We start from the raw sequence: 14,387 nt of genomic DNA, 5'->3' as shown, positions 1-14,387 counted from the left end.
GAGTACACACACTCCAAATGTGTACTCAGACAGGAATAAAATATATGAAATAACGCAATTTAAAATAGCAATTAAGAAGAGCCACCTACTCAACAATTGAGTAGGTGGCTATTTTTTACTGTTTATACATGTTTGTACTCAAGCTAGAGTCTCCGAATTTTTTATAATTTCATTTTTTATGCATTTAGCATCTATATTATTAAAAGTTCTATTTTCTTTAACAATCGATATATATTGATTATATATAAATTCCATTTCAGAACTATTCTCTTTATCATTAGCCAATATACTAAAATCTCCAGTTCTTTTTATTCCGCCTTCACTATACATTACACCTGAAACTTTTGAAAAATCAATATTATCAATATTATCACATGTAACTGGTAAAATTGTTGCATCACCTTCCATATACACACCATTAATAATGCTTTTAGCTCTTTCTTTCTCAACCATTAATTCAGCATCACTTCTCATTTTACTGAAGTCAAACGGTCTTTTAGAAGTATCACTAGGATTCTCTAAATAATAGATTATTCTTTCAACCATAGTTTTAAAATTCAAATCTTTAGTTGTTAAGTAAACGTAGTAATCTTTAGTTGTTAATTTCTTTTCCTTGTTTCCCCAATTACTTGGTCGTGTTTCTTCCTCCGCGTTATTTGAATTATTTTTATGATTAATGTTTTCAGAATCTTGATCTTCATTTACGGTATATGAATTCACTTCTTGTCTGACTTGATTATTTTCGTTCACATAATGTCTCCCACTATTCACATTTAAAAGTCCTTTCTCCTCCATCTTCTTTATTAAGTCAGTAACATGTCGTTCGGAACAATTCAGTATTGCAGAAAACTCTATTGCAGAAATAGACTTCTTTAATGTCTTGACTGCACACAATACCATAAACTCTTCTGCATTAGTTGTTAAATCATATATAGAATATTGAATCTTCTCAAATCCTTTCTCAATTATAGKGAAAGTAATATCGATTTTAGAAGCTTTTTTTAAATTTGAATCATTAAAACTGAGAAAAATGACCCCTTTTATTTCAAGAGAGAGTAGGCTCTCAACGATTCGATCTCTATTGTCTTGCACTTTTTTTAAAAACTTTACTTCTGATGCTATTAAGTTTAAATTGGTTCTACATATATTTGGACAATAAAAACTACGTGATGCATAAAGATAATAAAATAAATACAACTCATTTGGCGTTAACCTTTCTGAATAAAAATACTTGTTTGCAACTGGTACGAATCCTTTTTCTTCTTTTTTTATCAACTGATAATACCTCCATAATAATAAAATTGAGAACCTCCCTCCTCCTTCTCTTTTATCTGTAGGAAGTATTCTCTGTAACTTTTTCTCTGTATACTCTGCAAAATCAGGTTATATATAATCGAATATTTCTTATATTTGAGAATAATAAGGTTGTATATTACCGAAATGATTTTATCATACGGTTAAATTTTACCGATCTTTTTTTCTCACGGTATCTTTTGAACMCAATAATCGATACTCAGCTAAAGCTTTGTTTAATTCGGTTGTTCCACTAAATTGCCAAAACTTAATTCCAGTACTCTCATTTAACCCCGAGCATATATACTTAAAGCCTCTCTTTATGAAATAATGAAATAACTTTGGACTATAACAATAAAAGAAAACATCTCTATTTGAAAACATTTTCCCACCTTCTTTCATAAATTTGAACAACAAGTAAGCTAACCACGTGATAGCATCTATCTCAATATTTAGATTAATTTTTTAACCAAACACCGCCGTAACTCCTGTTACTATCGCAGAACTAAAATCCCATTTACCTACAGGAATTGCTGCACTGGCTGCACCTGACATTCTCAAATATTCATTTCCAAAATGTTTTAGAGAAACATAGTCAACACCATTGTAGATGGTAAAGTAATTATTTCCGTTGTAGCTAAGTTCCAGGTCGCCAAATTGTCCTCCAACTTTGATAAAGTTTGCTGGATATCCCTTCTGATATATCTTCTCCGCTGCTAAGTTTGAAGTGTCAATGTAATCTGAACTTATCCTCCCTGCAATTATCTGATCTGCAGTCAGTGTTCCAGTATAAACACCATTAGCATCTATATGTGTTAATCTGCTGGAGTTAGCCATAATACCACCTAAAGCCGCAGCATTCGGTTGACTAGTCACCTGATTCCAACTCAAAGTAGCGTTTTTCCCCATCTGAACATTCATATCTTTTGTCCTCTCTCGAATTCTGTAATATTCTCTCTGCTTAATATATGAACCGTAATATTACCACCAACTCTCTCTTCTAAAGCTCCCACGAAATCAAATGTATCCAGAAGGCTTTCTACGGCTTGATTTGGGTTGAAATGATTGACTAGGAAGTCTAATCCATTCTGTTGTCCAATGCCCCTTACAACGACTTCAGAAGACGTTATAACATGCGGTTCAAATCCGTCCGAATGGGAATATTGGATAAAACCACTCTGATTCTTCTCTACATCAAAGTAAGCTAGTATTATAGCCAACCCTGAACCTGTTGGTTCATGAACGTAGTAGGTTGGATAATCCAAAATGAAGCGTAGATGAACCAATAAACTTTCTTTTTGTACGATAAGGGCTATCTTGTCTATTGAAGTTTCTTCATTGACTAAATGAGCTATTCGTATACGCAGCTCCTCACAATAGTCTTGCGCTCCAGAACAAAAAATAGATACCTTATTAGTCAATCTAGTTAACTTCTTGTGATTATCACTAATTACCTTTTTCCCTTTCATTATTCGCCCATCGCCAGCAATCATTACATAATTGCTTGGATTATTTATAGCTATGCATAAGCTCATCTTACTCAGCTCCTTTTTCATCAATGTATTTTTTGTATTCTATAACTTTATCTAAGCTCATTCCATTCCTACTATTTTCATAATTACTAATATGCGACTTGTGACAATTCAAAAGCACTGCAAGTACGCTTAGCCTTATCCTTTTCCGTATTCTTAAAAGCCTGTATTCATCTCTCTCTGACAATCTGACTACCTCCTTGATATTTTTGGACAACAGAAATAAGGGATTCATAAGAATCCCCTAGTTATACAAATATAATTTGATTGATCGATAATATTTAGAGCAATCTCTAATTCGACCATACAAGTATTATATCATATGAGGATAAATTTGTCAAATTATGGTATTTAATAAGAAGAAGTTAGCTTTTCTCGCTTTGACGTTGGATAAAATTTAAATTCAACTTGAGCTTGATTTTTTTCCACTTTATATGGGCTACCGCATTGTATAATAGTATCCTCCTCAATTTCGTACTCAGCTAAATCCCTATTACAACTATAAATTGTAATGTCCATAAGATCATTCTCAATTACTCCTTTAAATAATTTCTTTATCTTTGAGTCTAATAAATTCATCTCAAATCCATTCAATAATAAGTTTTTTTCTAGTTTGTTCTTTTCTTTTAACAACCACAGTAATTGATTTTTCGTTCCTTCATCCAAATTCTCCCCCATATAGCCAACATGATCTGTCAAAAGTTTTAAAACTTGTTCATAATTCATAAAATACTTTGTCATAGACTTTTTTTCATCTCTTAACATGGCATATCTCTTTTTCATTTCTTTGACACTATTATATTTTTTCATAGTTAGCTCCTTAGTTTTATATTTGATTTGTATGTAAGAGGAAACATCATGTTTCCTCTCTTTTATTTTGTTCATTATTACTCTATAACCTTGTGTTTTTTCAGCACACTTTCTAAATCTTGATAGAAAGATAATAGTTTTTCATTTGGAAATAACTCCTGATCCTGCCATTTTCTCCGTTCTACACCATGATAATGTTTTAAATAGCCTATTAAACTATCAACTGCGTTGATGTCATTAACATGAAACTTTTTAAGGAGATCAAGATAGCTATTTAGCTTTGAAATAATGAAGTCTTCAGCATTCTTCTCTTTGAAAATTTCAGTCTTTGTATTCGAGTCTAACGCCCAGATGGTTTCAAAAATATATTGCACTTTTTCTTGATACGAATTAATCTTTATTGTTTGATTCAGTTGATCGTATAAGCTCTTTAATTGATCTTCATAATCATCAATATACTCATCCAAAATCGTTTCACCTTCAGGATTATCGACAATAAGCTCTCCATGACGATTATCAAAATCCATTGTTTCTATGTAATGAATGCGTATTTTCAGTTCATCAACATGAGTAAGCTCTTTTTGAAAATATTCTGATGCGATACCCTTGAATATCTTTGATAAAACGCTCAAGTATTTTTTAGGTATCTCCCTTGTTCCTTTCAACCAGCTACTAATATTTGTAGGTACTATTTTTAATTTTTCTGCTAATTCCTTGTTTTCGATGTTATACACTTTACAAATAAATTCTAATCCAATCATTCAGATCACTCTCTTTCATTTCTCTCATATTCTTATTATATAGATGATTTTGATGAATGTAAATATATTTTGTTGATTTTATGTTGATTTTAAACATTATGGTCAAAAAAAGAACGGCTATTCAACCGTTCAAGTTATATTCACTTCATATCAGACTGTTGTTTGGCTTGTAATGGCTATCGTATCAATAGAAGGTTTTATAATTATCCATGTTCATGTACAAGTTTCTGAGTACTTTCTGGCGATTTATAGAAGCAATTGGTCTATTTCAGAATCTTCTTTAAAGCTCCATGCTATCCTCATGTACCTTACACGCTATATATCCAAATAATTTAGTGGGTTAAACCTCTGATTCTGCTCCCGTAATTCATTTCCCCACATTGCAACATATCTCATCGTAACCGTAATACTTTGGTGACGCATCAGCTTTTGAATTGCAAAAGCACTCATTCCAGACATAGCAAGTCGATGACAAAATGTGTGTCGAAAAGTATGCGGCGATACTCTTATGTTTGGAAAGTTCATCTTCTCACCTAAATATTGAAATATTTGCATTAGTGAAAATTCAGTTATCTGGTTATAGTCCCTCTTGGTGAATACATATTCGCTACTCTTCCCCCAATGTTGTTTGCAGAAGGTTTGATATGCTCGAAGTTCTTTGGTTAGTTTCTCTGTCATAGGTAATGTCTCTTTACGTCTCGTTTTGCCAAATACAGATATTGATTGATTTTCAAAATCAATGTCTGACCATTTCAAATTGATAATTTCCCCTCTTCTAATACCAGTACCTAAAATCACAACAATAAGCATGTAGTCACGATAGGCACAATAACTCTTCTCTCTACGTTTAATTCTCCTATAGTAACTCAACATTTGAATAATTTGCTCATCATTAAATACTTCAACCTTCACATCATCTTTCAATAGCTTAATCTTTTTAACTGGACTAATCTTTATTACCTCGCACTCCACCATATAATTGAAGAATGCTCTCATTCTCATAAGTTTTGTGTTTACAGTACCAGCTTTATTTCCTTTTTCCTGACAATGTATCAAGTAACTTTTTGCATGACTTTGTGTAATATTTTCAACGTTGACTACTTCATGCTCTACACAGTAATTGATAAACTCTCCAAGCAACGTTTGATAATTCCTGATGTTTACCTTTGTCGTATTCTTGAACTTGCGATCATCTAAAAAATCTTGAAATGCAAACTTTAACAACACAAAAAACCACTCCCTAATAGAATATTAAGAAGTGGTCATTGMTTTATTTATTATTTGTAACAGTGACTGCTTCTTAAATCAAAGTCAAAATAACCTCAATTCAAGGAGCTACATGGTCTGATGGTTTAGAGCAGAAAGGCTGAAAAGCCTTATCCAGTCTAGCCTACATCATGCCGCCCATGCCGCCCATGCCGCCCATATCTGGCATGCCAGCGCCAGCACCCTTAGGTTCAGGTTTGTCAGCAACAACCGCTTCAGTTGTCAAGAACATAGCTGCAACGGAAGCTGCGTTTTGCAATGCTGAACGAGTTACTTTAGCAGGGTCAACGATACCCGCTTCGAACATGTTAACCCATGTTCCAGTAGCTGCGTTGTAGCCTACGCCGATTTTTTCGTTTTTCAGACGCTCAACGATAACCGAACCTTCTTGACCAGCGTTCGCAGCGATTGTGCGAAGCGGCTCTTCAAGGGAACGAAGAACGATGTTAACGCCTGTTTGCTCGTCGCCTTCTGCTTTAACAGCAGCAACAGCGTTGTATACGTTAATGAGGGCAGTACCGCCGCCCGATACGATACCTTCTTCAACCGCTGCACGAGTGGAGTTGAGGGCATCTTCGATGCGTAGTTTGCGCTCTTTCAATTCTGTTTCTGTAGCTGCGCCAACTTTGATAACTGCAACGCCGCCAGACAATTTTGCAAGACGCTCTTGAAGCTTCTCACGGTCAAAGTCGGAAGTTGTTTCTTCCAGTTGAGCGCGGATTTGGTTCACGCGAGCAACGATGTCAGCGGAGTTGCCGCTGCCGTCAACGATGATTGTAGTTTCTTTAGTGATGCGGATCTGACGAGCAGAACCTAGTGATTCAACGCCAGTTGACTTAAGCTCAAGGCCTAGCTCTTCTGTAATCACTTGGCCGCCTGTTAGAGCAGCGATATCTTGAAGCATAGCTTTACGACGGTCACCGAAGCCTGGAGCTTTAACAGCTACGCAAGTGAATGTTCCACGAAGTTTGTTCACTACTAGAGTAGCTTGAGCTTCGCCTTCTACGTCTTCAGCGATGATTAGCAATTGCTTGCCGGATTGTACGACTTTCTCAAGAACCGGAAGGATCTCTTGAATGCTCGTAATTTTTTTGTCAGTGATAAGAATGTAAGGGTTGTCTAGGACAGCTTCCATTTTATCAGTGTCAGTAATCATGTATGGAGATACATAACCACGGTCAAATTGCATACCTTCAACAACTTCTAGTTCTGTAACAAAGCCTTTCGACTCTTCTACAGTGATAACGCCGTCGTTGCCGACTTTTTCCATAGCTTCAGCAATAAGTTGGCCTACTTCATCGTCAGCAGATGAAATCGAAGCAACTTGTGCGATCGATTGTTTGCCTTCGATTGGTTTCGAGATTGCTTTAAGCTCTTCAACAGCAGCTTTAACAGCTTTCTCGATACCTTTGCGGATAACCATAGGGTTAGCGCCAGCTGTAACGTTTTTCAAGCCTTCGCGAATCATCGCTTGTGCTAGAACAGTAGCAGTAGTTGTACCGTCACCTGCAACGTCATTTGTTTTTGTAGCTACTTCTTTAACAAGTTGAGCGCCCATGTTTTCAAAAGCATCTTCAAGCTCGATTTCTTTTGCAATGGAAACACCATCATTTGTGATAAGCGGGCTTCCGAATTTTTTCTCAAGTACCACGTTGCGGCCTTTTGGACCTAGTGTTACTTTAACTGCATTTGCAAGTGCATCAACACCGCGCAGCATTGCGCGACGAGCGTCTTCGCTAAATTTAATTTCCTTAGCCATTAACAGAAACCTCCCAAAATAGTTTAAGTAGAACTGCTTAGTTTATGTGTTGCCTTCTATGTGACCCTAAGCGGGTTGTTATTCAAAAATCGCGTGAATTTCGCTTTCTTTCATAATCAAATACTCTTTGCCTTCGTATTTGATTTCAGTGCCTGCATATTTGGAGAAAAGAACGCGGTCGCCTTCTTTAACTTCAAGAGCAATGCGAACACCATCTTTCAGCGTGCCGCTTCCAACTGCAATCACTTTGCCTTCTTGCGGCTTTTCTTTCGCCGAATCCGGCAATACGATACCGCTAGCGGTTGTTTCTTCTTTCGCGATTGCTTCGATCAATACGCGTTCACCCAAAGGTCTGATCATTGAAAATAGCCTCCTTCAAAATTTGTCGCTGCTTATATTCTCGTTAGCACTCGAAACCTTCAAGTGCTAACAACTATTTTTATCATACTCATTTTCGTTATTAATTTCAAGTGCTTGGTTTCATTTTTCCGTTTATTTACACTAGGCAGAAGGAACTAAATCTTTTTTGTGCGGATTGGCCCGTCCATTGTGATTCGCTCAAGCTATTATTATGCGCCAACTATATCTTGAGAATACGATAATGCTCAAATTGCTTCCCCGCAGAAATACGACCGTTTGCTCTTTTTAAAACAACCTCAGGATCAGTAAAGATTTACTTCAAAGCCGCATCGATGCCAAAAGCTTGTCCTGACCACGCCTTTTTAGAAGTCCAAGCCTCGTCTGCTCCACTCCAAAATGGATGCTCGCTTGCTAGGCCAAGCGGCAAGAACACCGCAGCGCATAAATAGAGGCTTCCCGTAGAAATGTACCGCTCGCCAACATCTCGCTGATGTCCGCAGAAGCCGATTGTAAGCCATCCATCCGCTGTAAAATTGCCTGGCACTTCAAGCGTTCTACGAATCGCTGCGGTAAGCGCACAGCGTACCTGAGATGCTGTGACGGACGTTGGCAAATCATCATTTAAAGCATGCTGAGCTAGGCTTTGAAAGGCTCCGAAACGATAGGCAAGCGAGCGTCCAATTGGCGGGTATGTTCCATCCGTTCCAATTAGCCGCTCAAGCACTTCTGCATAACGCCGTGAACGGCTCGCAACAGCACCCTGCATGGCTCGCCATTCCTCGTGCTCATCACCTGCTGCGGCAAGTACATCGACCAGCATCGGCTGAATAACGAAGCTGTTATAGTAATCCCAGTGGAAATCCGGACCATCACTATATGCGCCGTCACCCAAATACCACTGTTCATGCTGCTTCAACGCGTAATCGATCCGCATCGGGTCCCAGTCAAGCTCACCAAGCTTAAGCAGCGCCGCTTCAATCGTTGCTGCAAACAGCAGCCAATTCGAGAAGACTGGCTTTCTCGATCTCGTTTGCTTCAGCGCCGTAATTACATTTGCCTTCACACGCTGCTCCAGCTTTTCACCAAGCTCTATCGGAGCACGCAATATCGCAAGCGCCAAAAAAGCAGCGTCGACAATCGGCTGGTAACCATCGCTAAAGTTCATATAGTCTGGCGAAGCTGGATCAGTGCCCGCATCCACTGCTTCACGAGCAAGCGCGGCATAACGAATTCGCAGCTCCTCTTCGTGTCCATTAATGTGCTGATTCTCAAGCCATGGAGCCATACCGGATAAAAGGCGTCCTAACGCTTCTAAATGCGTAAATTTCGCTCGGTCAGCTTTAAGTTCAGCGGCAGCTTTCTCATCATCAGTATCTCCAGCAGTTATTGCGATTTCTATAGGCATCTTCTCTTTAAGACGGCGCTCAGCAAGGGCGCTAAACACAGGTTCGCCAATAGCGAGCATCTGCTCCAGCCAGTATTTGCGCATAGGAAGCGTTTCGTTTATCTGTGATCCACTTTCGATTTGCATGTTCGTTACCTCTCCTCTACCAGAATGTCGAGGAATCCCCTCTTAATCGCGCTAAACCTTCTACGAAGAAATAGTCACCATAAATAAGCGGCACATCAATGTTTCTCCGCTCTGGGTAATGRCTTGTCCCATGCAAAATCAAGCCTTCCTCCGCTTCATCATCCCAAGCACCGTAATTCTCGTACAGTGAACGCATTATTCGCTCGCCTGACGCTTGATATAGCTCCGATTCTTCTGCAGGAACTGATCTTGCGATTTCGAGCAGACCGCAGGCAGCACAAGCACCAGCTGACGTGTCGCGATAACGTTCTACACCTGAAGGCAGACGGAAATCCCAATGCGGCACCGAATCCTCAGGCAAGTTCGCAAGGAAGAAATGGGCAACCCGCTTCGCCGCCTCCAAGTACCGAGCCTCGCCCGTATAACGATAGCTGAGCGCCATCCCGTAAATCGCCCACGATGCTCCGCGCGACCACGCTGAGTTTGGCGCAAAGCCTTGTCCGCCGTTCACACTTACAAATTCACCCGTATGCGGGTCAAAGACTACAATATGATTAACCGAACCGTCCGTCCGTATAAAATGCTCCAGCACCGTATCCGCATGCTCCATCGCCAAATGCTTAAATCTTGGGTCGCCCGTTGTCTCGCTCGCCCAGTAGAGCAAAGGCAGGTTCATCATGCAGTCAATAATTGCCCAGCCCTCATTGCGATCCCCCTCACCCCATGGGTTCCAAGCTCTAATATAGTTTCCTTTTACATTAAATCTTCCGCTAAGTACACTAGCCGCTAACAACGCTCGTCTGCGGGATTGCTCTTCACCAAGCAGCTTATAGCGGGCTACACTCGTTAGCGACCACATGAAGCCGATGTCGTGATCCAAGCGATCATATCCGAACAATACTTCATCCAATTGCTGCTCGCATGCTTCGGCAATATCTTTATATCGATCATCCTTCGACTCTGAATCACGGTACAACAGCCATAACAAGCCCGGCCAGAAACCGGCTGTCCACCACTGAGGCGCCTCCAGCACATACGTTCCATCGACGCTCGCATGCGGAAATCTTGCACCAATCCGATTACTTGTTCTCGTAACCTTCTCATGTACATTTGCCCAAGCTTCATTTGCCCAATTGATCTGCTCCATATCCTTACTCGCTCCTCGCATCGAATATTGTAGTTATGATTCAAATTGAAAAATAAAATTTGCAATTAACGGCACTTCAACTGCTGCTTTCCATTCAAAATCAAGCGTATACCAGAATCGCTCAACGCCATAATGATCGATATCGCTCCTTGCGGTAACGACCGGCTTCCAAACCTGATGATCATAATTAATAAACAATTGGCGTTGTCCTGTTAAAATCACTCGACCTTCCTCGACCAGCTCGGGAACTAGAAACGTAATGAACCGCTCTGTAACTTGCCGCTCAGCATCCGATTCATCTCCATTTGGCATCATCCAAATCGTATCCGTCAGCGTCAGGCGCGGCAGCTTTCCCTTTTCCCACAGAAATCGGCGCTCCAATCGCTCCAGCTTGGAATGGCCATACGTCGAGCTGATTTCCAGCGCAAACTTATCCATCTTCGCATTTGTTGACGCTTCCATAACTGCTGCTCTAAACGTAGCCCCATTTTGCTGATGAGAGCCATCTATTATAGGAACCGAATGACCCTTAGAGCCATTGCACCAAATTGAATACCGTTCCGGGCCAAAATATTTCGCCGTATATTTTCCGCTGCCCAAATCCGCTAAATAAGCTTGTCCATCCGCATGTATGATGAAATGGCCCACATCATTGTGGTTATGAGGCTCCTCATTATGGCCCCCTTTTGCCGCAAAGCTGTAGTTGCCACCGTTCTCACTTGCATGTCTAGACAGAAGCCACTGCACATCAGATAAATAATAGGACTCGGCAGGCCAGATCGTTTTACTTTCAGTCGCCACCATCCATTCTTCTTTCACCCACAGCAAATTACGAATCGCCGGCGCCCAGCGTCCGCAATGATCAGCAGAATACTCCGCTCTAAGGCTCGCATCCGGTACAATGACCTCTGCAAACTCCTGATGCAGACAGCAGCTGAGCCCCATAAATATACCGCTTTCAGGACGCGAATCACTAAAGTTAACGACCGTGCTGCTTCCTGTAAAACATTTCTGCTGAAAAAGTGCAATCTCCTTCACCTTATTCGATGCAAATAAGTTGATTTCCCCATCTGTTGCCGCTTTTAACATCTGAGCAAAATATACATAATATCCGAAACCATACTGCCAATATAAATAACCTTCCGCACACGCACCGTCATCGCCAAATCCACTCAAATAACAATCAAGCGAATGAAGCACACGTTCCAGCACTTGCGACAGCCTATGCGAATCCTCAATAAGATACAACGCTGCTGCCCCAACCGAACCCGCGCATACAGCCGCCCAATTGTGATCCGCTGTCTCCCACCCATATGGGCCTTGCTCCAAAAAAGGACGGAATAGGCGATTCTCTACCTCAGCCTCTATACGCCTTCGCAGCAAGTCCGGCAAGCGGTCACCTAATAACAACTTTACCTCACTCAGTGCAAACCCCGTCTCCGCCGAAAATAAATCGATGTCCAGCCTGTCTGATCCTTCATTAAAATGAGCAGGCAAACACCATATAAACTCATTGCAAACCGACCAGATCATATTAAGAGCGGCAACTTCGTAATCTACATTTTCCGGCTCCTGCAGCGCCATAATGACATACGAATTCAATCTTTTTCGCCTCTCAAAATATACTCTTTCATAAGCTAAGCGCTCTCCCGTATCTCCATAAACACGAAATAGAGAGTAAGTGAGCTCGGGATCAGGGGTAAGCATGAAGCGATCGGCATCCCTTTTAATCTCTTCAAGGAGCTGTTCATTAATGGACTGATTCCACAGTTGCGAACTGGGCTTCTGGATTTCACCGCCTGAGGCTAGAAGCGTCAGCCCTTTTTTCTTATGCTGCTCCAAAATCTCCTGTATCCGGTCACGTTTCATTTGTATAATCTCGCTCCTATTCTGCCTGCGCAGCTGCTGGCTTTATACTAAACGGGCATTATGCGAAACTCCATACTTTCATAATCATTGCACCTAAATTGTACCAGTAGTTTATGAATAGCAGAAGGCTGTAACAAAAAAATACCGTACGGCGATTTCTCGCGCACGGTATTTCATGGTTTTCAGCTATTCGCCTCTATAGTACAATCCACCCAAAATAAATAGGGTTAAATCCTCGACGATCGCTTCCTGTGATGAACGTTCTTCTTCATGCAAGATAGCCCAATATTGGCTATTCCGATGAAAGAGCAACGTACCGATAATGGAAAACAAGGTGTTATCTAAGGAGTTGAATTGAAATAAACCTTGCTCCTGACCCTCTTTGAGCCAGTAGCGGAGCTTCCCCCACATCGGCATCACATGYTTGCGTATCTTCTCAATTCGATCCGTGTTCATGATAACTTCTTGCTGAATAATGTTAATTAATTGATAGTCGCTGTAGCGGAAATTAGTTACCTCACGAACAATAAGTCTAACACCCTCTACCGGATCTATCTGCATTGGGTCTAGCTCGGCAATTTGATTGTTTGGAAAATAATAATCAAATAAAGCATAGAACATATTTTCTTTCCCGCCAAAATGATACGAGACGAGCGCAACATTAGCTCCAGCCTCTTCGCATATTTGCCTAACGGTCGTTTTATCGAAGCCGTTTTCCGCAAACAGCTTTTTGGCAGCTGACAATATTCTAATTTTAATATCCGCATCTCCTGTTGTCATGACTGGCCCCCATAAAAACAATATCTTTTATTTTGAACCACTTCTAAACCAACAGCAAACTGCAGTTGAATTATCTTTTTTGCCCTGCAATTATTGCTGTAGGCTGCACTACAGGAGCGGCTTGGCGCTTCAGCGCCACCGCAACGACGCTAACCGCAAAGGCAACGACCGCAATAACGCTCAGTGACAAAGAGTCAGCTGTAGCCGCTGGGCCGCCGAACAAAATATTCATCGTACCTTCAACTGCATACGTCGCTGGAAGAATATCACCAAGCTTGACGTAAAAGTCGGATAACAATTCACGCGGTACGATCGCACCAGAGGTAACAAGCTGTGCCGACAATAAAATAATATTGAACAGCATGCCGCTTAAACCAAACAGGTAAATAAACATTTGCGAGACGAATATAAAGGTTAATACGAACATCAGCTGGAACAGCCAAATATGAAGGAATCCTTGTTCCATCTGACCGCCAAATGCAGCAAGCAAGGAAGAACCTACTAACGAAACAATGACACCTGCTCCTACATTAATTACGCTTCTTGCGCCAAAACGTTTCCATCTGCTTGTTGTTGCTCCTAGTGAAAGGGAAGATTGCTCAAAGTTCATACCCATGATCATCGCGCCGACATAAGAAGCAAGCACCAGCATCATCGGAACCATTTGATTGTTCATTCCTTGTATCACGTTCGTTGACTGAATTTCAGATTTAACACGCTCTGACAATCCTTGTGCCGCTGCTCCAGCTTGCTCTGCTGGCAGCTGCATGTTGCCAAGTACCGTTTGAATGCCGCCCGTTACGGCTTGTTTATTTACTTCTGCTGTTATTTGTCCGGCTGCACCACTCATAATACTTTTAATCAGAGCTGGATTTGATTCGTTAATTACATATTGAATGGAGGCTGTACCATCGGCTGCTGAAGCCTTCTGAGAGAAATCCGCCGGTATCCATACGACCATCTGCAGTTCACGCTCATTCAGCTGCTGCTTCGCCTCGTCAATGCTGCTGATTTCACTCATGTTAAAAGGCAAGTTCTGAACAAGGTTGCCAGCAATCTTCTGTCCCATCTGTGCATCTTCATTCACAATAGCAATATGCAAATTTTGTACGCGGTCCGTAACACCGTTATAACCTGTCATCCAAATGACCGAAAAAATAACTTGGAACATGATTGCCGTAAATATACCAACGATAGTCGTTGGACGTTTCATAAAAGCAATTAGTGCATTTTTCAATATGATCCACTCCCGTTTTCTCTATTTAAACAATTGTTTTAA

Annotated in this window: 14 protein-coding genes; all 14 read right to left on the bottom strand. The window is 40.7% G+C overall.

What is annotated here, in order from left to right; genetic code table 11:
* Positions 1 to 138 precede the first annotated feature (138 nt).
* On the bottom strand, positions 139 to 1,275 hold the full coding sequence (locus AC1DSE_RS09505) for a hypothetical protein (RefSeq protein WP_477527624.1): 1,137 nt from the start codon (positions 1,273 to 1,275) through the stop codon (positions 139 to 141).
* 483 nt (positions 1,276 to 1,758) lie between these two features.
* Complete coding sequence (locus AC1DSE_RS09500) at positions 1,759 to 2,214, bottom strand: hypothetical protein (protein ID WP_477510310.1); 456 nt, start codon at positions 2,212 to 2,214, stop codon at positions 1,759 to 1,761.
* Entirely contained in the window at positions 2,211 to 2,828 is a 618-nt protein-coding gene (locus tag AC1DSE_RS09495) for an Ntn hydrolase family protein (protein ID WP_477510311.1), read from the bottom strand. Before AC1DSE_RS09495 ends, AC1DSE_RS09500 begins: the two co-directional genes overlap by 4 nt.
* 1 nt (position 2,829) lies before the next feature.
* Positions 2,830 to 3,012 carry a helix-turn-helix domain-containing protein gene (locus AC1DSE_RS09490; protein ID WP_477527623.1) on the bottom strand — a complete coding sequence of 61 codons (183 nt, stop codon included), beginning with the start codon at positions 3,010 to 3,012 and terminating at the stop codon, positions 2,830 to 2,832.
* Between the two features lie 164 nt (positions 3,013 to 3,176).
* On the bottom strand, positions 3,177 to 3,635 hold the full coding sequence (locus AC1DSE_RS09485) for a hypothetical protein (RefSeq protein WP_477510312.1): 459 nt from the start codon (positions 3,633 to 3,635) through the stop codon (positions 3,177 to 3,179).
* A 77-nt stretch (positions 3,636 to 3,712) separates the two neighbouring features.
* Positions 3,713 to 4,396: a hypothetical protein gene (locus AC1DSE_RS09480; RefSeq protein WP_477510313.1), complete on the bottom strand. Its 684-nt coding sequence runs from the start codon at positions 4,394 to 4,396 to the stop codon at positions 3,713 to 3,715.
* A 315-nt stretch (positions 4,397 to 4,711) separates the two neighbouring features.
* Complete coding sequence (locus tag AC1DSE_RS09475; RefSeq protein ID WP_477510314.1) at positions 4,712 to 5,623, bottom strand: tyrosine-type recombinase/integrase; 912 nt, start codon at positions 5,621 to 5,623, stop codon at positions 4,712 to 4,714.
* Positions 5,624 to 5,786: 163 nt separating this feature from the next.
* Positions 5,787 to 7,421, bottom strand: coding sequence for a chaperonin GroEL (gene groL, locus AC1DSE_RS09470; RefSeq protein ID WP_076269676.1), 1,635 nt, complete (start codon positions 7,419 to 7,421; stop codon positions 5,787 to 5,789).
* Between the two features lie 78 nt (positions 7,422 to 7,499).
* Positions 7,500 to 7,781 carry a co-chaperone GroES gene (gene groES / locus AC1DSE_RS09465; RefSeq protein ID WP_054026679.1) on the bottom strand — a complete coding sequence of 94 codons (282 nt, stop codon included), beginning with the start codon at positions 7,779 to 7,781 and terminating at the stop codon, positions 7,500 to 7,502.
* 313 nt (positions 7,782 to 8,094) lie between these two features.
* Positions 8,095 to 9,312 carry a DUF2264 domain-containing protein gene (locus tag AC1DSE_RS09460; protein WP_477510315.1) on the bottom strand — a complete coding sequence of 406 codons (1,218 nt, stop codon included), beginning with the start codon at positions 9,310 to 9,312 and terminating at the stop codon, positions 8,095 to 8,097.
* A 16-nt stretch (positions 9,313 to 9,328) separates the two neighbouring features.
* Complete coding sequence (locus tag AC1DSE_RS09455) at positions 9,329 to 10,459, bottom strand: glycoside hydrolase family 88 protein (RefSeq protein WP_477510316.1); 1,131 nt, start codon at positions 10,457 to 10,459, stop codon at positions 9,329 to 9,331.
* A 33-nt stretch (positions 10,460 to 10,492) separates the two neighbouring features.
* Positions 10,493 to 12,328 carry a hypothetical protein gene (locus tag AC1DSE_RS09450; protein ID WP_477510317.1) on the bottom strand — a complete coding sequence of 612 codons (1,836 nt, stop codon included), beginning with the start codon at positions 12,326 to 12,328 and terminating at the stop codon, positions 10,493 to 10,495.
* 186 nt (positions 12,329 to 12,514) lie between these two features.
* Positions 12,515 to 13,108, bottom strand: coding sequence for a TetR/AcrR family transcriptional regulator (locus tag AC1DSE_RS09445; RefSeq protein ID WP_441877343.1), 594 nt, complete (start codon positions 13,106 to 13,108; stop codon positions 12,515 to 12,517).
* Between the two features lie 70 nt (positions 13,109 to 13,178).
* Positions 13,179 to 14,345 carry a YhgE/Pip domain-containing protein gene (locus AC1DSE_RS09440; RefSeq protein WP_477510318.1) on the bottom strand — a complete coding sequence of 389 codons (1,167 nt, stop codon included), beginning with the start codon at positions 14,343 to 14,345 and terminating at the stop codon, positions 13,179 to 13,181.
* Positions 14,346 to 14,387 lie beyond the last annotated feature (42 nt).

Source organism: Paenibacillus sp. 01L418, from assembly GCF_056400045.1.
Note: the sequence above shows the minus strand (reverse complement) of the source record. Positions and strands in the feature narration are given on the sequence as shown.